Origin of the sequence: Streptomyces pallidus (ex Mingjun et al. 2026), from assembly GCF_051550185.1 — a bacterium.
Classification (GTDB): domain Bacteria; phylum Actinomycetota; class Actinomycetes; order Streptomycetales; family Streptomycetaceae; genus Streptomyces.
The window spans coordinates 7,525,009-7,545,039 of the sequence record NZ_CP196181.1; the positions used below are offsets into that span (position 1 = coordinate 7,525,009).

A 20,031-nucleotide genomic window follows, 5' to 3' on the forward strand; every position below is an offset into this window, starting at 1 on the left:
CGAAGCACGAGGCCGGCCGCGCCGTCGCGCGGCGCGGCCGGCTCAACGGCGCGGGGCCGCGTGCGCCACGCGGCGAGCTCGGCCCGGAAGACGGTCACGGGGCCCGGGTCCGAAAAGGTCTACACCCAGCCCCAGTTCTGGCTGCTGCGCAACCTGTCGGTGAACGACATCTCGCCCGACGGTGAGGGGATGACCCTGCCCGAGCTGCGGGAGGCCACGGCCTCCTACATCCGGCCCGAAGACGACCTGGCGGTGGAGGCCGGGCCGCTCCTGGAACGCGGCTGGTTGACCCGGGACGCCCAGGACCGGCTGTGGCTCACCGCGGACGGGGAGCAGGCCCGCGTCGACATGGCCCGCAACGCTCCCGCGATCCGCGCCGCCCTCCACGAGGGCATCGACGACACGGACTACGTCACCACGGTGAAGGTGCTCCGGCAGCTGATCCGCAACGCGGGTGGGACGGTCGCCTGACGGGCAGCGGGGCCGGAGCAGAACGCCCCGGCCGCGGATGCGCCAAGCGGTCCTTGCGGGACGACCCTCAGAAAAGGCCGGCGCGCACGTGGTGCGTGAGGTGTTCGAGGATCTCGCGCAGCCACGGGCTGCGGACGGCCGGCAGCCGGGCCAGGGTGTGGTGGAACACCCCCGGGTCGGCCCGGAACGGGCGGCGGGGGCGGGACGTCCGGTCCGGCGAGGACCGCGCGCCGCACGGGTGGACCTGCGGGCAGCAGGGCGTCGAGGGCGCGTCGGAACACCCGCGCGGTCGGGCCGTCCGGGACGGTGACCGGCCGGCCTCCCGAGGCCGCCGACAGGTGGGCCAGGGCCTGGCCGGCTGCCGCCTCCCACCGGGGGCTCCACGCCCACCAGTGGTTCGTCCCCGGCAGCGTCCCCCAGGTGGTGAGCGGCTCGAACGGGGGCGTGCCCTTCCCGGTCGCCGCGAGCTCGGCCCAGGAGAGCGGTGCGGTGTCGCCGATGTCGGCGCCCTCGGCGGGGAGCCTGCGCACGGCCGTCGGGGCGAGCCAGACGGCGTGCCAGAGCGAGCAGTCGTCGATCCTGCTCGCCACGGGCAGGCCGCGGCCTCGTCCGGATCGACGTCCTCCCACGTCCGCCACGGCGGCCCCGGGGCTCCGGGTGCACGGCGAACGTGCCGGGCTCCATGAGCACCGGGAGCTGGATCCCGTTCCCGTACTTCTGTTGGGCGTGGGCAGGCAGGGCGACCTGGGACAACGGGGCGGTCAGCGCAGCGCCGCACCCCGCACACACGAAGACGAACAAACGTGCTCGGCAGCGACCGGCCCATCGAATGTCCCGGACGGGGCCGCGGACGACGGTCGTCCACCCTTACCCGCCCCGGGGCCCGGCCGGGGCAAGTCGGGTGCAAGTGCCCTGCAACAAGGCTCCGAAGACTGGGTGCCATGACTTCGAGCAACACCTCCGACTCCACCGTGCACCCCTACACCCGCGAGATGGCGATGATCCACCAGGTGTTCCGTCGCGAGTCGCGCCTGCTGGCCGAACTCGTCCAGGAGGTGCGTCCCGCCGACACCGCCCGCTCCCGGATCCTCGCCGAGCACTGGCGGCTGTACTCCATCGGCCTCCACGCCCACCACACCGGCGAGGACGAGGTGCTCTGGCCGGTACTGCTGCCCCATCTGGACCTCGACGCCGAGCAGGTCCTGGCGATGGAGGCGCAGCACCGCGGCCTCGACGAGGGGATCGCCGAGGTCCAGCGGCACATGGACCGCTGGCAGCCCCGGGCCCTGCCGGAGGACCGCGACGAGCTCGCCGAGGCGCTGCGCAGGCACCACCGGCAGTTGTGCGCCCACCTCGACGAGGAGGAACGGGAGGTCATGCCCCTGGTCGCGCTCCACGTGGGCCAGGAGCAGTGGCGTGCGGTGGGGGAGCGCGGGCTGGCCGAAACGCCCCGGAACCGGCTGATGATCGCCCTGGGCGCGATCCTGGAAGACAGCTCGCCCGAGGAGCGTCAGGAGTTCCTCGCCCGGCTGCCGGTCCCGGCCCGGATGCTGTGGAAGGTCGTCGGACGGCGCCGGTACCGTCGCGAGACCGACCGGATCCGCGGCCGGCGCACGACCGCCTGACACGCCGCCGGGGCGGTCGCGCCGCCCGCCCCGCCCCGAATCCCCCGGCCCCGACCCCGCCCCGGATCCCCGTCCCGCTCCGTCCCGATCGAGGAACTCCCACCGATGCGCATCGGATTCTCCGTCCCCCAGTTCGGCCCCTTCGCCGACCCCCACAGCACCGCCCGGATGTGCACGGCCCTGGAAGCGCTGGGCTGCCACGGTCTCTGGGTGGCCGACCGGCTCCTGGCACCGCTCACGCCCGCGGAGGGCTACGCCGGCGGCAAGGAGATGCCCGTCCGGTACGGGACCCATCTCGACCCGCTGCTCGCCCTGGGCGTGGCGGCCGCGGCCACCGAACGGGTCCGTCTCGGCAGCAGCACGCTCAACGCCCTGTGGCAGCCGCCCGTCGTACTCGCCCGGGCGCTGACGACCCTCGACCTGATCAGCCGCGGGCGGCTGGAGGTGGGCATCGGGCTGGGCTGGATGCGGGAGGAGTACGCGGCCGCCGGGGTGCCCTGGCGGGGTCGCGGCGCGCGGCTGGAGGAGACCCTCGACGTCCTGGACGCCGTATGGCGGTGCGATCCGGTCGTCCACACCGGCCCCCTGTGGACGATCCCCGAGTCGACCGTGCTCCCCAAGCCCCTCCAGAGCCCGAGGCCGCCGATCCTGCTGGGCGGCTTCACCCCGCCCGCACTGGAACGGGTCGGCAGGCGCGCCGACGGCTGGCTCGGAGCCTCGATGCCGCTGCCCTACCTGGGCGGCCTCTGGGCGGTCGCCGTAGCGGCCGCCGAGCGGGCGGGGCGGGACCCGGCGGCACTGCGCCGGGTGTTCCGCGTGAACGCCGACGTCACCCCGGCCGAGGCCGACCCCTCGGAGACCCACCACCGCGGGACCGTACGCCAGATCTGCGACCACCTCAGGGCGATGTGCGGGGAGGACACCGACGAGGTGCTCGTGGACCTCCAGCTGACGACGGATTCGCCCGAGCAGTTCCTCGATCTCGCGGCGGCGTTCATGGCCGAACTGGCCGAGCCCCCCGCCCACCGGCCGCCCCAGCGGTGAGGGCTACCGCTACGCGGGCGACGGCGACGGCGACGCGGGCGGCGACGCCGGCGGCAGCCCGGCCAGTCCGCTCCGCGCCGCGCCCGCCCAGTGGGGGGAGTCCCACGCGGCCGCCACCCGCGCGGCTTCGAGGTAGTGGCTCCGGGCCCGGTCGGGGTCGCCCAGGAACTGGGCCAGTTCGCCGAGGGTCTGCGCGACGGGCCGGAACGCGAGGCTCAGGCTGCTCGCACCGCCCGCCAGCCCCTCCAGGGGCAGCAGGTCCTCGTACACCTCGGTGGCCGCCGCCCTGTGGCGGAAGGTGATGGCGGCCAGGCCGCGGATCCCGGCCAGGATGGGGTAGGCGAAGTCGCGCCGCAGCGGCACGCGCTGGCCGAAGATCTCCCGGGCCTCCTCGGAGCGTCCGGCGGCCAGCAGCGCGAGCGCGGCGAGGGCTTCGTTGTGCGGCTTGTACAGCTCCCACACCATGAGCAGCACCGGCACCATCTCGGCGAGCCGGTCCTGCTGCAGCCGCATGCACCCGACGCCCAGGGCGGCCAGCCCGCTGAGGTCCACCGCCCCCCGGGCCCGCAGCTCCGCCACCGCCGACCCCATGGCCTCCTCCGCCTCCTCGAACCGCCCCCGGGCCATGGCGAGCATGGGACGGCGCAGCCTGGCCACCGCGAACGCGCCCTGGAGCTCGTACGTACGGGCGATCCCGTCCGCCCGTTCGAGGCATCGCTCCATCTCCGCGGGGTCGTTGCCGGCGGCGGCGATCCGGGCGGCGGTGTAGGCGCTCATCCAGGAGTACTCGGGGCTGTCCTGGGCATCGGCCACCTCGACGAGTTCCCGGTGGAGCTCCAGGTAGGCGGCGGGTTCGAGTTCACAGTCGACCTTGCGCAGCAGCGAGGTGAGGGTCAGGCCCCGCAGCCGCGGCTCGCCCACGGTCCGGGCGAGGTCCACGGCCTGCCGTGCCACGGCCACGGCGCGGGGATCGGTGTCGTCGAGCGCGTCGGCCAGCTGGTCGAGGAGCAGGCACCGCTGCCGGTCGGTCAGCCCCGGATCAGCCAGCAGCTCCCCGAGCTCCTCGACGGCCTCCGGGTCGGACGCCGCGTACGGGCGCACGCGCCAGGGCGTCGGCTCGGTCCACGTCGTGTAGGCCGCCGTCAGCAGGTCGGCCCGGCCCTCGGCACGGGCCACCCGTACGGCCTGTTCCTGTGCCTCGCGGGCGGGGACCACGGCCCCCATACGGATCCGGCAGTCCACCAGCTGCCCCAGCAGCATCACCCGCAACAGGGCGGCATCCTGGTCCGCGAAGGCGGCCGGATGGTCGGCGAGCAGTCCGAGGGCCGCGTTCAGGAGGGCCTCGGCGTTCTGCGGGGCGTAGCGGCGTACCGCCTGCTCGCACGCCAGCCGGGCGTGCCGGACCGCCGGCCCGGCGTCGGTGGTCACGACCGCGGCCGCCTGCAGGAGGTGGTGCGCGGTGGCGGCGACGTCGTCCGAGCCGAGGGCGATCAGCCCCCTGCCCAGACGGGAATGCATCCGGGCCAGCCGCAGGCGCGTGAGGTCGCCCTCCAGCGCGTCCCGCACGAGGGCGTGGGTGAAACGGACCGTGCCCGGCCGCGGCTCGGTGAGCAGTCCGGCGGTGACCCCCGCGTCCAGGGCGTCGAGGAGCTGCTCCGCATCACTGTCCGCGGCGTGCACGAGGAGGGCGACCGGAGCCTCCCGCCCGGCGACCGCCGCCAGCCGCAGACCGGCCGTCACGGTCGGCGCGAGCAGGGCCAGCCGTCGCCGCAGCACGTCCTGGACCCCCTGCGGAACACGGGCCAGCGCCTGCTGCTCGCCCTCACCGGCCAGCAGGAGCGAACTCTCGCGCAGGTAGAAGGGGTTGCCCCCGGCCCGCTCGGCCAGGGCCACCGCCGCGTGCTCGCTCATGCCGGCCGCGCCGCGCCGCAGCAGCTCCTTCGCCTGGTCGTCCGACAGCCCGCCGAGCGCCAGCCGTACGGGCGAGCAGGCGGCCAGCCGTGCCAGCGCCCCGGTGAGATCGCCCTCGCCGGTGCGGTACGAGCCCACGAGGAGCAGCGGCACGTCGCGCAGCTGCTCGGCGCAGAGCAGGAACAGCTCGATGCTCTCCTGGTCACCCCGGTGCAGGTCGTCCAGCACGATCGCCAGCGGTCGGCGCCGGGCCGTGTCGCGGAGCCAGCCGAGCAGCGCCTTGTGCAGGCGGAAGCGCCGGGCCGGGCTGCCGTCCGGCTGCGTCGAGTCCCCTTCCGTGCCCGGAGCCAGCAGCGGGGCGAGCTCACCGGCGTACGGGCCCGGCGGCGCGGCCACCGCAAGCCCCGGCAGCATGTCGAACCAGGCCCGGCCGGGCGGGGCGCCGTCGGTCTCGGGACAGTGGCCGGTCCCGACCAGCCAGCCCTCCTCCGGCAGTTGCCGGACGACGGCCTCGAGCAGGCTCGACTTGCCGATGCCCGCCTCACCGGAGACCACGACCACCTGCGCCCGGCCGCCGCGCGCCCGGTCCGCCGCGGCGGCGAGCCCGGCCAGCTCCTCGTCCCGGCCCAGGAGCCGGTCGGCCGTCAGCACCGTCGGCGTCGCCCGTCCGACGACCACCGCCTGATCTCGCAGGGCCACCGCGGCGGTCGGTACCTCTGCGCGCGCGGCGGCCGCGACCGGCGCCCCGGTCGCCCGGTGCAGCACGTCCAGACGCTGGTGCAGCAGGGCCTGTTCCAGCTCCAGCAGGGCGGGCCCGGGTTCCACGCCGAGTTCCTCGTCGAGGACGTGCCGGGCCCGGCGCAGCGCAGCCAGGGCGTCCCCCTGGCGGTCGCGGGCCCACAGCGCCAGGGCCAGCAGCCGCCAGCCCTCCTCGTGCAGCGGCTGCTCCCGGGTCAGTGCGCCCGCGTCGGCGAGGGCCTGGGCGGCCTGGCCGCAGCCCAGCCGCGCCGCGGCGAGCCGTTCGCGGGCGGTGCGGTGCAACTCCTCCAGGCGGGCGCGCTCGCCGGCGGTCCACGGCTCGTCCGAGAACTCCGCGTACGGCTGCCCGCCCCACGAGGACAGCGCCTCGGCGAGGCACTCGGCGGCGGCGTGCGCGGGCAACTCCGGCACTGAGCAGGACGCCACCCGGCCCTCGAACACCCAGGCGTCCACCGCGTCGTGCTCCACGGCGAGGGCGTAGCCGTAGGGCGCGCTGACCAGCAGCCGCGCCGGCGTGCGCGGCGCCCGTTCCGGTTCCAGGACGCGCCGCAGACGCGCGATGTAGGCGTGGAGCGACGCCTGCGCGCTCGACGGGATGCGCGTCGGCCACAACCGCTCGATGATCTGCTCCGTGGGCACGACCGCCCCCCGGGCGAGCAGCAGCTGGACCAGAACCATCCGGGCGAGCCGGCCTCCGGCATCGACCGGACGGCCGTCTACCTCGACCCGGAACGAGCCGAGCACCTTCAATGTGACCATGACAGGAACATCGTAGACGGCACATAGCAGCCCGGCGGGTCCACGGCACCGCGCAGCACGGACAGACGGTGACGCACCGTCTGTCCGCGTCCTGGGCGTGCCCGGCCGCCGTCGGGTGCACGGCGTCCGCGGACCAGTGCTCCGGCCCGGTCGGCGCCGAGAGCCGCGGCACGGGAGCGTCATGGATGCGCGGCGGCCCGGTCGGACTCGGAGCGCAGGACGCAGAATTCGTTGCCCTCGGGATCGGCGAGGACCGCCCAGCCCGAACCGTCGGGATTCGAAACCATGCGCGGAGTCTTCCCGATCCTCGGACCGATCGCCACCGGCGTCATCCCGCGCGGCGGTTTCTGGAGAAGGGCTGCTCGTCCGGCCGACAGGTGGTCCCGGGAGGTGGCAGGGTGCCGTCGACGACGTAGCGGCTCTCGTACGCCTTCACGCAGCTGCTGGCGTTGTTGAACAGGGCGGTGTGGCCGTACCCGTCGTGGGTGAGCAGGCGGGCGTCGGCCAGCGTTTTCGCCATGGCCTCGGAGCCCGTGTACGGCGTGGAGGGGTCGTACCTGGTGCCGACCACCATGACGGGGTGCGCGGTGGGCTGGTTCCACGGCCCGTCGTACCGGTCGGCGGCCCGGGCCGGCCAGGTGGCGCACGGCTCCGCGGCCCAGGTCCAGTAGCGGCCGGCGTCGCCCACCCGCGCTGCGCTGCCCTCCTCCAGACGGTGGTAGGCGGCGGGATCGCGGAGGTTGGGGCTGTCGCCGCACCACACGGCCGCCGCCTGCTCGTCGCCGAGGTACGGGGCGGGGTGCGCGACGGGCGGCGGCGGCGGGAACGCGGCCGGCTTCGGGGCCCGGCCCTGCCACAGGTCCTGGAGGCGGCGGGCGAGGTCCGCCCAGCCGGGGTCGACGACGTACAGGCCGCTCACCGCGTCGGCGACCGTCCTGGCGTACGTCCACGTGCCCACCGGGCGTTCCCTGAGGCGCTGCAGCAGCCGGTCGAACTTCGCACGGGTCGCCTCCGGGCTGCCGGCCGAGAAGGCGCAGCGGTCCGTGCCGGCGGATCCGCACAGGTCGAGGAACCGGTCCAGGGTGGCCGCGGCGGAGCGGTCGGAGCCCATGCGCAGGAGCGTGGTCGTCCGGGCGTCCGGTCGGCCGCCGTTCGTCCATGCGGAGGGCGCGATGTTGCTGTCCAGGACCATGGCGCGAACCCTGTCGGGGAACATGTTGGCGTAGGTGGCGCCGAGGATCGTGCCGTAGGAGACGCCGAAGTAGTTGAGCTGGGGCTCGCCCACGGCCTGCCGGAGCAGGTCGAGGTCCCGGGCGGTGTCGGCTGTCGACACGTGGCGCAGGAGGTCGGCGTCGCGCTTCTCGCAGCGCCGGCCGAGGTCCTCGTACGCCTCGATCCAGGTGGTGCGCTCCTTCTGTCCCACGGGGAAGCCGGCCGGCTTGGACCGCCCCCAGGTCTCGGCGGCGTCGGTGCTGTCGAAGCAGTTCACGGCGGTGCTGTTGCCGATGCCGCGGGGATCCCAGCTGACGATGTCGAAGCGCTCCCGCAGTTCTTCCGGGAAGGAGTCGTAGTTCTGCGGCACCTGCACCGTGCCCGGGCCGCCCGGCCCGCCGGGGTTCACGAAGAGGGTTCCGATGCGCCGCGCGCCGTCCGTCGCCTTCCTGCGGACCAGGGCCAGGTCGACGGCTCGGCCGCCGGGGTCGGCGTGGTCGAGGGGGACGCGGGCCGTGGCGCAGTCGTACGGACTGCCGGGCGTGCAGGGACTCCAGTCCAGGCGGGGCACGCCTGCTGTGGGCGGCGGCGCGTCCTGGGTGGCGGCCGTGCCTCCGGGGCAGCAGAGGACGGCCGAGGAGACGACCGCGGCGACGAGCGCCACCGTGCGGTGGCGACGGGCGCCTGCGGGTCCGGGTCGGGGCATGGTCCGCCCTCCTCCCGTCGCGTCGGGGGCCTTGGCAGGACGAAGGCCCCTGGGACCACGAAACCGCGGTTCACCGTCCCGCGCGAGCCGGGCTCGGGCCGCAGCGCCGGCGGGCCGGGTTTCCCTCCAGCGGCCGATGCGGTGGGCAGCGCCCAGCCCCCTGACGACGTCCGGCAGGGTGGCACGTCCGGCACAGATAACCGAAATATCCTTGTTCCTCCTCCATAGTGGATCGGTGAGCAGTTCTCCGGCCCCGACGGGGCGACCCGCGGGCGAGGAGTCGCACCGTCCGGGTCGGACGGACTATGCGGGCGCGGTGTACGGTTCCCTGCTCGCGGCCTCGGTGGTGGCCGCGGCCGGTAGCGTCGGCGACTTTCCCCGGCTTCACCTGGTGGTGCTGCTCCTGGTCACGGGCGTGGTGTTCTGGGCGGCGCACGTGTACGCGCACCTCGCCGGGGAGAGGGTGATCGGCAGGCCCGTCGACCGTCGGGAGGTGCGGCGGGTCGCGAGGCGTGAGTGGTCCATCGTGGAAGCCGCGGTGCTGCCCGCGGTGGCGGCGGCGATCAGCCCGCTGTTCGGACTCGGCTACACCGGCACGGCGTGGCTGGCCCTCGTCGTCGCGGTGGCCCAGCAGGTGGCCTGGGCGACCCTGGGCGCGATCCGAGCAGGGGCGTCCCGCCGGATGGCGGCGGGGGAGGGCGCGGTCAACCTCGTACTCGGCCTCGTCATCGTCGCCACCAAAGCCGCGCTGGGGCACTGACACCACCTGACCTCCCGGCTTCCCCCGCCGGGGTCGGGCGGCACGAATCGGCTTGTCAGACCCGTCCGTTACCGTGCCAGCCATGGGAAACTCAGGCGGAACACTGACGGCCCGGTCCACCGGGGAACCGCACCCGCTCATGCGGGCGGCCGGCAAGGGCCTCCTCAACCGGCAGATGGCCGACCGCTACGAGATACCCCTGGGGAAGTTCCCCGTCGAACCGGCCGTGGCCGGCGCGCTCGCATGGTCGGCCGCTGCCGGCCTGACGCCCGACGAGGAAGCCGTTCGGCGAACACTCACCGGGTCGGCCCTGTTCGCGGAAGAACTCTCCACGACCCTCCTGACTGCCCTGGGGGTACCCGGCGCAGACCGGCCACCGGTGGCCTGAACTGGCCCGTCGGGCAACCGGAAACGGTTTCTGTCCGCGTAATCCCGCGGATGCGGGGCAGGTGCGCGCAAAGCCGTCCGCCGTCAGCAGAAGGGCCCCATCATGCTTCGCTCCGCAGCAGTTGCCGAGACCGTACGCCCGGCCGACCCCGCCGAGGCGGTGCCGGGAACGAGCGTCGGAACCGGGGAGGGGGCCGGCCCCGTCGACGCGCTGCCGCTGAGCGCCCAGCCGCGGGAGATGGCTCCTGCCGACGCCCGGGAGCTGTCGAAGCAGTTCCTCGTGCGCCTGCGCTCGCTGGAGGAGGGCACCCGCGAGTACCAGTACGTGCGGGGCACGCTCATCGAGATGAACGTCTCGCTGGTCCGCTACGCCGCGCGCCGCTTCCGCAACCGGACCGCCCAGGCCGGGGTGGAGCTGGACGACATCGTGCAGGTCGGGACGATCGGGCTGATCAAGGCCATCGACCGGTTCGACCCCGACAGGGGCGTCGAATTCGTCACCCTGGCCCTGCCGTTCATCGTCGGTGAGATCAAGCGGTATTTCCGTGACGCCACTTGGGCGGTGCACGTGCCGCGGCGGCTCCAGGAGCTGCGCGCCGAAATCGCCAAGAGCCGGGAGGCGCTGTGCGACCTCCTCGGCCGCGCCCCGACCGTGGCCGAGATCGCGGGCGACCTCGGCATCGGGGAGGAGGAGGTGATCGAGGGCATGGTCGCGGCGAACGGCTACGCGTCCGAGTCCCTCGACGCCGCGGCGGACGCCGACGCACAGCCCGGCTCCGCCTGCCCGGGCCGCCGGACGCTCGCCGACCGGCTGGGCGAGTCCGATCCCGCCATGGAGCTCTTCGAGGACTTCGCCACCCTGGCCCCGCTGCTCGCCGGGCTCGAAGAACGCGAGCGGCGGATCCTTTCCATGCGGTTCGGCAGCGAGATGACCCAGGCCGCGATCGGCGCCGAGCTCGGCATCTCGCAGATGCAGGTGTCCCGCCTGCTGTCGCGGACCCTGGCCCGCCTGCGCGAGGGCATGCTGGCCTCCTGACGGGCTCCCGCTCGGCTCAGCGGTCCCCGGCCGGCCTACCGGCCGGGTGCCAGCCGCGCGACATCGAACTCCGCCCAGATGGCCTTGCCCTGCTCGTGCGCCTCGGCACCCCAGCGGTCGGAGGTCCGCTGGACGATGAACAGGCCGTGTCCGCCGGGCTGGGCCGGCTGGTGGGGGAGGCGCGGGGCGGGCAGGGAGACGTCGCCGTCACTTACTTCGATGCGCAGCCGGGACGGGGACGCGTCGAGGACCAGCTCCAGGGGGCCCCCGGCATGCAGCATGGCGTTGGCCACGAGTTCGGCCACGACCAGGACGATGTCCTCCGTGACCGCCTCGTCCACCCCGTACGACGCCGCGGACCAGGACCAGTCGTCGAGCGCCCGCGCGGTGAACGCGCGGGCGCGGGCCACCGGTTTGGGCAGACCGGCCAGCAGCATCCGCCGCCGCTGGCCGTTCGGCGGGAGCGTGCTCTCGCCGGGGCTGCCGTCACCCAGGGTGCGCGGGCTGGTCGTCATGTGCGGGTACCCCTTTCCGGTGTCGGCGTGAGTCGTGCACCGCTCATTGCGGTTCGTCCGGTCGGATGCCCCGAGGGGCTCGGACTATGCCCGTGCCCCGAGGGGCTCGGGCTATGCCCTTCCGGCGGCCGGACCTACGGGCCTTTCATGAGGCCAGCGCCGCGTCCACCGACGCATGGATGGAGAAGACCGCCTGCGCGCCCGTCAGTTCGAGCACGCGCATCACCGCCGGGGCGACCGCGGCCAGCCGGAAATCGATGCCCGCCGCCAGCGCCGCCGCACGCGTCTTCAGCAGCAGGTTCAGGCCGGACGAATCGCAGAACCCGACCCGTTCGAGGTCGACCACGAGCACACGCGGGCCCTGTCCGACCAAGCCGGACAGCAGCTCCTGCGCGGGCGCGAGGGTCTCGATGTCGAGGTCGCCCGCAACACCGCAGACCGCCCCGCCTGCTGGCGTGCGACGGACCTGCACCGTGAGCGGTGCCCCCTGCGGGTACGCGGCCATCACTCCGGCTCCCTGCTCCTTCTCGGCTGGCATCGGCGTCGTTCCTCCAGAGAGTGCCCTTCGACCTTACGCAAGGCGTGCCCGGAGGGCCACACCCAGGGTCGGGGGTCTGCGGCGGGTGTGCCCGTCAGGCGAGGGCGAGGAACAGTCTTTCGAGTTCTTCCTCGGTCATGGGGGCCTGGTTCTCGCCGGAGTCGTTCACGCACTGGCGCATACCGCTCGCGACGATCTTGAAGCCGGCGCGGTCCAGTGCCTTGGAGACGGCGGCGAGCTGGGTGACGACGTCCTTGCAGTCGCGACCGGATTCGATCATGGCTATGACGCCGGAGAGCTGTCCCTGGGCGCGGCGCAGGCGGTTGAGGACCGCGTTGGCCGCGTCGTCGTCGACTTTCACCGGTGCCTCCCGGACTCGTGTGCTCAGCCCTGATGGTACCCCAGGGGGTATCCGGGCAGGGGGTGTTCGGGTCGGCGGTCGCGGAGCGCCGCAAGGGTGGCTTCGAGACCGGCCGTGCGAGGCCGGAGAGGGCGGGCCCGCCCGCGGAGGCCAGGCAGAAGGCGGGCGCAGACGACCGAGGGCCGGGCCGGTGGGGATGTGGCCGGGGGCGTACTCGCCGGGCGTACGCACGTCGAGGACGGTCAGCTCGTCCAACCGGCTGCGGACCTGGTCGACGTCGAGGGTGCGGGTCGCGGTCAGGTCGGCGTACTCCGTCCTGCTGATGGGGTGCGGTGCGCTGTCGGGTGGCGTTGCGGGTCACCCGCCGGCGGGCGGCTCATCGGTCCGCGTCGGTGGCCAGGGGCAGGCCGGCGTCGCGGGCGGCGTCGAACGTGTCGTCGACGGCCGTGACGTCGCGACCGGCCGCGTCCAGCAGGGAGGCGGCGACCGCCGCACGCATCCCACCGGCGCAGTGCACCCGCACCGTCCCGCCGGGGACGTCCGCCAGACGCGGGAAGCTGCGCGGGGTGCGGGGTGTGGCCGGGAGTGGCCGGCGCCCGCAGGACGAGCCCCTCGTCCACGGTCACGGCTGCCGCGCCGAGTACGCGGTCCCCGTCGCGCGGCAGGTCCACCGCGACCGCCGTCTTCGCACGGCACACCAGGCAGCTGCGGCTGCCGAGCCCCTGGTCTCGATGATGTCCCTGAAGGACTCCCGAACATCCCGTTCGGCGCGAATATTACCCCCGGGGGTATGTCTCGCCTCTGGCGCGGGTACCCCGGGGGCAGTTTCGTTCGCGGCGCTCGGAGGCGCGACGGCAGCTCGCTCCGCGCTCGGCCGCCCGCAGGCCGTCGGGTCAGCCCGCGAGGAGTGCGTCGAGGAGTGCGTCGACGTCCACGTCCTCGGTACCCGGCGGGACGAGGGCACGGGTCCGCTCCAGAAAGCGGTCGAGGGAGGGCGCGTCCGCGAGGAACACCGCCTTGGCGGGCCCGTGCGTGTTCCGGCCGTGCAGTTCCATCCGCACCGTCCGTCCATGGGCGGCGGTGGTGACCGGGCGGAAGAACGCGTCCCCTCCTCCGGCCGGCCGGTGCAGGCCTTCGGTCAGCGTTTGGCGGTCGAAATGCCAGCACGCCAGGCGCACCGTGCGGTGGAAGAACTCCGCCCGCACCGCCAAGGGGTCGGTGGGGGCGTAGGACAGCCGGGCGCGCAGGGGCACGGGCGTCTGGCCTGCGGCGGCGAGCTGCACGTCGATGTCGGCGGACACACGGGACATGGAACGGGCCTCCGGATGGGGTGAGGGCCGGCGGGAGTCGGCCGCACGCCTGCCCCGCCCGTGCCGCGCCAAACGGGCCGCCAGGGCCGGCCCGGCTCAGGACCGCCCGGGCGCCCGCAGTGCCTCGATCAGCCAGGGTTGGAAGGGGAGGTGCCCGGGGACGACCTGCCAGTCGTTGACGGTCCACACCAGGCGCCAGTACCGGGCGACGAGCGGGTCGTGTCCCAGCTCGAACTGCCGGGCCGTCCATTCCCTCAGTTCGGGGCCGGCCGGGCGGCCGAGTGCGGTGGCGAAGCGCGCCACCACGGCATCGACCACGGGTGCGGCCCCGTCGCTGTCGGGGGCGGTGTCGGCCGCCAGCGCGGCGGTGACGGCCTGCCTGGCGTGCTGTACGAGGTCCGCTGCCGTGTGGGGAGCGACACCGGGCACGGCGTCCTCGTCGGCGGGCGGCACCGCGGCGCGGGCCAGGCGGGTGCGGAAGTCCCCGTCGGCGATGAGCTCGGCGATCTCCATCCATGCGGCGAGCTGCGCGTCGGAGGGGTCGTCGGGGAGGTCGGGAACGGCGGTGCGCAGGGCGGCGGCCGCACTCCTCGCGGCGGGGGCGTCGCCGTCGAGGTCCTGGAGGAAGTCGGCCACCAGGCGGCGTCGTTCGTCTGAGGCGAGCTGGCTGAGGCGGTGCATGCGAGTGGTCTCCTCGGGGGTGGCGCCGCGCCGCGCTATGAGCCGCAGGATCTTCAGACGCATGTGAAGTGCACGGATCTGCAGTTCGGCGGCGTCGGCGTGTGCGGCGGCGACCTCGGCGAGCAGGAGGTCGCCGTCGAGTACGCGGCGGGTGGTGGTGAGATCGACGTCCAACTCCCGCAGCACCCCGATGGTCCGCAGCCGCTGGACCGCCGATTCGTCGTAGCGGCGGTGTCCGGCCGGGGTGCGGTGGTTCGGGGGCAGCAGTCCGGTGTCCGAGTAGAACCGGATCGTCCGTACGGGGATGCCGGTAGCGGCCGACAGACTGCCGATCGAGTGCGGGGGTGTGGTGCCGTTCATGCGTCCACTCTCCGATCTCCAGCCACTGGAGGGTCAAGCCGCCCGGACGGTCGATCTCACGCGTGACCACGACGAGGGGATTCGGGCCGCCGCCCGGAAAGACGGGGGCCTCTCCTGCCGGGGGGCTTCCCGGCAGGAGAGGCCGAAGGGTTCACCCGTCAGGTGCGGTACGCGTAGTAGACCGCGTTCGGGTAAGCCGCGATGATGCTCGCGAGCGACTTGCGGTACGTGTTGGTGGAGTGGTACGTGAGGTACGGCATTCCGTTGCCGCTCCGGTACGTGACCATCATGGAGTGGTCCTTGGACCCGTCCTTGTTGAAGTCCACCTGCACGATGTCGCCGATGTCCGCCTGGTACACGTTCGCCAGGTTCGCGGCCCGCTGGTTCGAGAGCGTGAACCACGCCCACTCGTTCGCGCCGACCCAGGAGTCGCTCTGGCGGGTGCCGTCGTACCACCAGTTCCGGTAGTCCGTGGAGGATCCCGGGACGGCCTTCCAGCCGCCCGCCTTCAGCGCCTGGCTGATGAAGTTGGTGCAGTCGCCCCCGGCCCCGTTGAACTTGCGGTACGCGGGGTTGTAGTTGCTCCAGTACTTCTCCGCGTACTTCGCCATCGCGGCGTAGTCGTAGGCGCCGCCGGTCTTCGCCTTGGGCTTCGCCGGAGCGGGGTACTTCGTGGACGCGGGCGTGCCGTCCGGGTACTGGTTGCCGTCGTCCTTGACGACGGCAGCCGCGGCCGTCACCGGCTCGTTGACGGCGACGAGTCCGTTGTTCTGGGACTTGATCGACGTCAGTTCCCAGGAACCGCCGCGCTTGCTGGTGAGCGTCAGCTCGTACTTCGTCCCGATGTCGGTGGTTTCCGGCTCGTCCCCCCGGAGCTTCTTGTAGGTGAGCGTGGTCTGCTCGGTGACCTGGACGACCGCCTTGCCGCCGGCCACCGTGGCCTTGTCCACGACGACGCGGGTGTCCCCGCCCGTGTACGCCTCGCCCAGTTCCGCCAGCCGCGTCTTGCGGGAGCGCAGCGACTGGAGCGCGGCGTCCTCGTCCTTCTTCAGCTTGGCCGACATGCGGGTCTTCGTGGCGCCCGGGCCGGAGCCGGGGCGCCCCGCCTGGTCCTCGACCAGCGCCTGGGTGCGCTGGGAGAGGATGTCGTCGGCGATGCGGGCGAAGGCGTCGGCGGTGGCGCGGTCGGCCTCGCGGGGCCCGGTTTCCGCGGTCGCGGAGTACGCGAGCATGCTCCCGGACGCCAGGGCTACGGTCAGGGCCGCGATGGCGGCGGGCCTGAACCTCTTAGGTATCACTCTGTTTCCCCTTGTCACCCGGTCCGCACGAACCGGGGGACGGAATCTTCGCACAACTACGCGACTGTTTAGTCACGTTCCGCTTGGCAGGCGGCGCCCCGGCGGGAGTCGCCCCGTTCGCCGGGTTGGCCGCCTCCGCTTGATCACTGTGGACCGCTCGTCGATCACACGGCGTGATGCCGCCCACCATCGGCCCGACCTCACAGAAAGTGCCTCTAGGGTGTGCGGGAAAGCACAGCAGAGGGGGCATTCGGAGTGGGCGGGAAGGATATGGCCACTAGAGGGCGATCTCGGGACGGGCGGACGGCTCCGGAAGGCGGCGACGTGGCCGCGTCGGGCCGCAGGAAGTCCGGGGCGCGCCGTCGGCCCCGGCAGCGGAACGCCCGGCTCCAGGGCGTGGCGCAGAGCGTCGCGCAGGCCCTCGCACCGGCCGTCTCCGCGGCGCGACCGCAGCTGCGGCGCCTGCGGCCCGACTTCCCGAGGCCGGGCCGCACCGGCTGGCGCCGGTGGATACCCTCGTGGCGCCAGTGGCTGGGCGCCTGCTTGTGCGCGTTCCTGGGCATGGTGGGCTTCGTCACGATCGCCTACGCAATAACGGACATACCTGACGACCTCAACTCGTTCGCCACACAACAGGACAATGTCTACTACTGGGCCGACGGCTCCACGATGGCCCGGACGGGCTGGGTCAGCCGCCAGGAGATGCCACTGGAGAAGGTGCCCCCCAAGGTCCAGGGAGCCGTCCTCGCGGCCGAGAACGCGAGCTTCTACTCCGACCCCGGAGTCTCGCCCTCAGGCTTCCTGCGCGCGGTGCGCGCCGCCGTGACGGGCGGCGAGACCCAGGGCGGTTCCACCATCACCCAGCAGTACGTGAAGAACGCCTACCTGAACCAGGACCGCACCCTCTCCCGGAAGTTCACCGAGATCCTGCTCGCCCTGAAGCTGGACAACCAGACCGAGAAGGAGCAAATCCTTCAGGACTACCTCAACACCAGCTGGTTCGGGCGCGGCACCTACGGCATCCAGCGCGCGTCCCAGGCGTACTACGGCAAGGACGTCTCGCAGCTCAATCCCAGCGAGGGCGCTTTCCTGGCCTCCCTCCTCAAGGGCGCCGGGCTGTACGACCCCACCCTCAGCAAGGAGAACCACGAGCGGGCCGTCGAGCGCTGGAGCTGGATCCTGGACCGCATGGTCGAGACCGGCCAGCTCTCGCGGGCCGAGCGCGCCACCTACACGAAGTTCCCCGAGCCCTCCAGCTCGTCCCTGGTCGGCATCCCCGGCGCGCAGACCGGTTATCTGGTCGAGATGGCCAAGGCCTACGCGATCAAGGCGAGCCACCTCAAGGAGTCCGACTTCGACCTCGGCGGCTACCAGATCTACACCACCTTCGACCGGGCCCGTATGACGGCCCTCACGGCCGCGGTCCAGGAGGCCCAGAAGGACTTCGACGCCGAGCGGCGGCCCGACACCGACAAGTTCGCCAAGATCGGTGCGGCAAGTGTCGCCCCCGACGGGCGGCTGCTCGCCGTGTACGGGGGCCCCGACTACCTGAAGCAGGGCTTCAACGAGTCGAACGCGACGACGATCCCGGTCGGCACGGCGTTCACGCCGATCGTCTACGCGGCCGCGCTCGACGAAGGCGTGGTGCGCACCCGCGGCAAGGCGCGCACCCCGGTGTCCGCCTCCTCCGTCTACGACGGCAACGACCAGGTGACCGTGCAGACGCCCGAGGGCCCGTACTGGGACCGCAGCGGCAAGGTGCTCAAGGGACGCAACGACGGCGGCCGCAACTGGGGCCAGGTGACCTTGCGCCAGGCCGTGGCCAACTCCGTCAACACCCCCATGCTCCAGCTCGGCCTCGATGTCGGCCTCGACCGGGTGGAGGTGTTCGCCCTGCGCTCGGGGCTGCTCGAATCGAGCCTCGGGCCGCGGATCCCCGGTTTCGCGCTGGGGGAGAACTCGATGCCGAGCGCGATCCGGATGGCCGGCGCCTACCAGACCTTCGCCGCCGACGGCATGCACACCGACCCCTACTCCGTGCGCTCGGTGACCCGCAACGGCGCCGCGGTGCGGCTCGATGCGCCGAAGCCGACCCGGGCCGTGACGGAGAAGACCGCCCGCGCGGTGACGGACGCCCTGCGCGACGCCGTCACCGAGGGCTCGGCGAAGGCGGTCGGCAAGGCGCACCCGGGAGCGGCGGGCAAGACCGGAACGACCGCCGCGAACACGGCGGGCTGGTTCGTGGCCAGTACGGAGCAGGAGTCGACGGCCGTGGTGGTCTACCGGATGTCGCTGACCGACCTGGTTCCGCTGCCGCTGACGGGGCTGGGGGGCGACGCCCCGAACACGCTCGGCAGTGAGCGGGCGGTACGCCTGTGGGCCGACTACATCAAGGCGGTGAAGTAGGCCGCCGGCCGCCGGGCGGGGGACCCCGCCCGGCGGCCGCCGGCGGGGCGCCTACTTGATCAGATCGGTCCAGTCCGGTGCCTGCGCCGGGTCGAGCGAGCGCAGTCGGGCCAGGACCTTCGGGTCCTGGGCGTCGAGCCAGTCCGCCAGCTCCCGGAACGACACGCAGCGGACGTCCTGACGCGGGCACACGTCCTTCATCACGTCCTCGACGGCCTTCATGTAGATGCCGCCGTTCCAGTCCTCGAAGTGGTTGCCGATGAACATGGGCGCCCGGCTGCCGTTGTAGACCCGGTTGAAGCCGTTCATGTACGAGCCCCGGGTCTGCGCCTGCCAGGCGGCGAACTTCGCCGGGTCCCCCTGGGTGCTGTCGCCCGACTGGTTGTAGAGGAAGTTGAAGTCCATGGAGAGGACCTGCACCTCCTTGCCCTGCAGGGGCAGCAGCTGGAGGGGGAAGTTCCAGATGTCGTCCTGTTTGGACGGCCACAGCTGGAAGTCGCCCGAGGAGCTCGCGTCATAGCGCCAGCCGTACGGCTTGATCGCGGTCAGGAGGTTCTTCTGGCCCTCCAGGCAGGGCGCGCGGCCGCCGACCACTTCCCGGTCCGGGTCGAAGGGCAGGGGCGCCTCCTTGGTGAACCCGGTGTTCGTCTTCCAGTTCTTGATGAACGAATACGTCTGGTCGATCTCGCTCTTCCATTCGGCGGGGCTCCAGTCCCCGCCGCCCTTGGGCCCGCAGAAGTGCCCGTTGAAGTGCGAACCGATCTCGTTGCCGTCGGTCCAGGCGCCGCGCAGCTGCGTCAGCGTGCTCTTGACGTGAGGGACGGTCGGGTACGAGATGGCGGCCGCGCCCTGGCCGTGCTGCGGCGGGCGGTAGAGCATCTTCTTGTCCTCCGGCAGCAGGTAGATGCCGGTGAGGAAGAACGTCATGTGGGCCTTGTTCTGCTTGGCCACCTGACGGAAGTGCGAGAAGAGGTGGTCGTCGCCCTCCAGCGCGCCGTCCCAGGAGAAGACCACGAACTGCGGCGGCTTCTCGCCCGGCTTCAGCCGCTCGGGCTTGAGCTGCCCCGGCTGCGGCCCGGTGTAGGAGGTGGAGCCGTCCCCCAGGACCTTGACCTTGCCGTCCCAGGGCTCCTCGGCCTTTGCGGCGGCCGCCCCGTTCGAGGCGGCGAGCTTCGCGTCGCGCTGGGCCGCCCCCGAGTCGCCCAGCGTGAGGGTGTACGCGGTGGTGCCGGCCCCGGCCAGGGCGGCCACCGCGATGCCTATGGCCAGGCGCCTGCGGTTCTGTGCCTTCCTGCGTACCTTGCGGGTACTGCGGGATTCCGCCCGGGTGCCCCGGGTGCTCGGAGCGGCGTCGGTATCGGCCAACGCAGTCGTCCCCCCTGATCGCCGCAGCCGCGCCGCGCGTGGATGGTTCGTACGAATATAGAACTTGTCGGCACTCCTTCCGTACCCCGGACCCCTCCAACACGCTGCTTCACAGCCATCTCATAACCACGTGTCCTGCGTCACAGTCCGAAATGTGGGCCCGCCGTGGGCTGGGTCCGGCACGGGGCCGGCAGCGTGCGGGCGTGCGCGGCGGCCGGGGCGACGTCCACTGCCCGGTCGGCGGTCGTCTCGTCGACCGGTTCCTCGGTGAGGACGAGCCGGAAGTAGATGGGGGCCGCCAGGGCCTTGAGCAGCTCGGCGGGGTCGGTGCCCGCGGGCAGTTCGCCGCGTTCGACGGCTCGGGTGACGACGGGTTCCGCGCGCCGGAAGCGGTCCTCGAACAGCGCCTTCTTGGCCTGGGCGAGCTGGGGTAGGCGCATGGCGTCCGAGCGCGATGGCGAGCAATGCCCGGCCCGCGGGTGCGGTCATGGAGGAGACGAGGGAGCGGGCCAGCGCGCGCAGGTCGC

17 protein-coding genes and 3 pseudogenes are annotated in these 20,031 nt (G+C 73.1%); 7 read left to right on the plus strand and 13 right to left on the minus strand.

What is annotated here, in order from left to right:
• The first annotated feature begins 60 nt into the window (after nt 1-60).
• Nucleotides 61-471, plus strand: coding sequence for a MarR family transcriptional regulator (locus tag ACSHWO_RS33675; protein WP_438318272.1), 411 nt, complete (start codon nt 61-63; stop codon nt 469-471).
• 67 nt (nt 472-538) lie between these two features.
• Here the strand turns inward: ACSHWO_RS33675 and ACSHWO_RS33680 are convergent.
• Nucleotides 539-1,272: pseudogene (locus ACSHWO_RS33680) on the minus strand (hypothetical protein).
• 140 nt (nt 1,273-1,412) lie between these two features.
• Here ACSHWO_RS33680 and ACSHWO_RS33685 point away from each other — a divergent pair.
• Both ACSHWO_RS33685 and ACSHWO_RS33690 read left to right on the plus strand, forming a co-directional pair.
• Nucleotides 1,413-2,096, plus strand: a complete 684-nt coding sequence (locus tag ACSHWO_RS33685) for a hemerythrin domain-containing protein (RefSeq protein WP_438318275.1) — start codon at nt 1,413-1,415, stop codon at nt 2,094-2,096.
• A 105-nt stretch (nt 2,097-2,201) separates the two neighbouring features.
• The gene (locus tag ACSHWO_RS33690) at nt 2,202-3,140 is read left to right on the plus strand and encodes a TIGR03619 family F420-dependent LLM class oxidoreductase (RefSeq protein WP_385848886.1); all 939 of its coding nucleotides are present in this window, start codon (nt 2,202-2,204) and stop codon (nt 3,138-3,140) included.
• A gap of 9 nt (nt 3,141-3,149) precedes the next feature.
• On the opposite strand, the gene ACSHWO_RS33695 is transcribed toward ACSHWO_RS33690, so the two are convergent.
• The 3 genes and pseudogenes from ACSHWO_RS33695 to ACSHWO_RS33705 all read right to left on the minus strand — a co-directional run bounded on the left by ACSHWO_RS33695 (nt 3,150) and on the right by ACSHWO_RS33705 (nt 8,487).
• Nucleotides 3,150-6,569 (minus strand): BTAD domain-containing putative transcriptional regulator, encoded by a 3,420-nt coding sequence (locus tag ACSHWO_RS33695; protein WP_438318279.1) that lies wholly within the window; start codon nt 6,567-6,569, stop codon nt 3,150-3,152.
• Nucleotides 6,570-6,748: 179 nt separating this feature from the next.
• Nucleotides 6,749-6,847, minus strand: a pseudogene (locus ACSHWO_RS33700) (VOC family protein); the annotation flags it as partial.
• A 50-nt stretch (nt 6,848-6,897) separates the two neighbouring features.
• Nucleotides 6,898-8,487 carry an alpha/beta fold hydrolase gene (locus ACSHWO_RS33705; protein WP_438318282.1) on the minus strand — a complete coding sequence of 530 codons (1,590 nt, stop codon included), beginning with the start codon at nt 8,485-8,487 and terminating at the stop codon, nt 6,898-6,900.
• A gap of 235 nt (nt 8,488-8,722) precedes the next feature.
• Here ACSHWO_RS33705 and ACSHWO_RS33710 point away from each other — a divergent pair, with 235 nt between their 5' ends.
• The 3 genes from ACSHWO_RS33710 (at nt 8,723) to ACSHWO_RS33720 (ending at nt 10,670) form a co-directional block, all read left to right on the plus strand.
• The gene (locus ACSHWO_RS33710; protein WP_438318285.1) at nt 8,723-9,247 is read left to right on the plus strand and encodes a hypothetical protein; all 525 of its coding nucleotides are present in this window, start codon (nt 8,723-8,725) and stop codon (nt 9,245-9,247) included.
• An 82-nt stretch (nt 9,248-9,329) separates the two neighbouring features.
• Nucleotides 9,330-9,635 carry a hypothetical protein gene (locus tag ACSHWO_RS33715; RefSeq protein ID WP_438318288.1) on the plus strand — a complete coding sequence of 102 codons (306 nt, stop codon included), beginning with the start codon at nt 9,330-9,332 and terminating at the stop codon, nt 9,633-9,635.
• Between the two features lie 102 nt (nt 9,636-9,737).
• The gene (locus ACSHWO_RS33720; RefSeq protein ID WP_438318291.1) at nt 9,738-10,670 is read left to right on the plus strand and encodes a SigB/SigF/SigG family RNA polymerase sigma factor; all 933 of its coding nucleotides are present in this window, start codon (nt 9,738-9,740) and stop codon (nt 10,668-10,670) included.
• Nucleotides 10,671-10,705: 35 nt separating this feature from the next.
• On the opposite strand, the gene ACSHWO_RS33725 is transcribed toward ACSHWO_RS33720, so the two are convergent.
• The 7 genes and pseudogenes from ACSHWO_RS33725 to ACSHWO_RS33755 all read right to left on the minus strand — a co-directional run bounded on the left by ACSHWO_RS33725 (nt 10,706) and on the right by ACSHWO_RS33755 (nt 15,733).
• Nucleotides 10,706-11,185 carry an ATP-binding protein gene (locus ACSHWO_RS33725; RefSeq protein ID WP_438318294.1) on the minus strand — a complete coding sequence of 160 codons (480 nt, stop codon included), beginning with the start codon at nt 11,183-11,185 and terminating at the stop codon, nt 10,706-10,708.
• A 145-nt stretch (nt 11,186-11,330) separates the two neighbouring features.
• Entirely contained in the window at nt 11,331-11,690 is a 360-nt protein-coding gene (locus tag ACSHWO_RS33730) for an STAS domain-containing protein (RefSeq protein WP_385848879.1), read from the minus strand.
• A 127-nt stretch (nt 11,691-11,817) separates the two neighbouring features.
• Complete coding sequence (locus ACSHWO_RS33735) at nt 11,818-12,084, minus strand: metal-sensitive transcriptional regulator (RefSeq protein WP_361099655.1); 267 nt, start codon at nt 12,082-12,084, stop codon at nt 11,818-11,820.
• Nucleotides 12,085-12,460: 376 nt separating this feature from the next.
• Nucleotides 12,461-12,634, minus strand: a pseudogene (locus ACSHWO_RS33740) (MBL fold metallo-hydrolase); the annotation flags it as partial.
• Nucleotides 12,635-12,977: 343 nt separating this feature from the next.
• Nucleotides 12,978-13,394, minus strand: a complete 417-nt coding sequence (locus ACSHWO_RS33745) for an SsgA family sporulation/cell division regulator (RefSeq protein ID WP_438318298.1) — start codon at nt 13,392-13,394, stop codon at nt 12,978-12,980.
• Between the two features lie 96 nt (nt 13,395-13,490).
• On the minus strand, nt 13,491-14,435 hold the full coding sequence (locus tag ACSHWO_RS33750; RefSeq protein ID WP_438318301.1) for a MerR family transcriptional regulator: 945 nt from the start codon (nt 14,433-14,435) through the stop codon (nt 13,491-13,493).
• A gap of 158 nt (nt 14,436-14,593) precedes the next feature.
• The gene (locus ACSHWO_RS33755; protein WP_361099646.1) at nt 14,594-15,733 is read right to left on the minus strand and encodes an amidase domain-containing protein; all 1,140 of its coding nucleotides are present in this window, start codon (nt 15,731-15,733) and stop codon (nt 14,594-14,596) included.
• Between the two features lie 270 nt (nt 15,734-16,003).
• On the opposite strand from ACSHWO_RS33755, the gene ACSHWO_RS33760 reads away from it, so the two are divergent.
• Nucleotides 16,004-18,139, plus strand: a complete 2,136-nt coding sequence (locus ACSHWO_RS33760) for a transglycosylase domain-containing protein (protein WP_438318305.1) — start codon at nt 16,004-16,006, stop codon at nt 18,137-18,139.
• 51 nt (nt 18,140-18,190) lie between these two features.
• Here ACSHWO_RS33760 and ACSHWO_RS33765 read toward each other — a convergent pair whose 3' ends face one another.
• Together ACSHWO_RS33765 and ACSHWO_RS33770 are read right to left on the minus strand one after the other, a co-directional pair.
• On the minus strand, nt 18,191-19,504 hold the full coding sequence (locus ACSHWO_RS33765) for a hypothetical protein (protein ID WP_385849534.1): 1,314 nt from the start codon (nt 19,502-19,504) through the stop codon (nt 18,191-18,193).
• 140 nt (nt 19,505-19,644) lie between these two features.
• Nucleotides 19,645-19,944, minus strand: a complete 300-nt coding sequence (locus ACSHWO_RS33770; RefSeq protein WP_438318309.1) for a TetR-like C-terminal domain-containing protein — start codon at nt 19,942-19,944, stop codon at nt 19,645-19,647.
• Nucleotides 19,945-20,031: the final 87 nt, after the last annotated feature.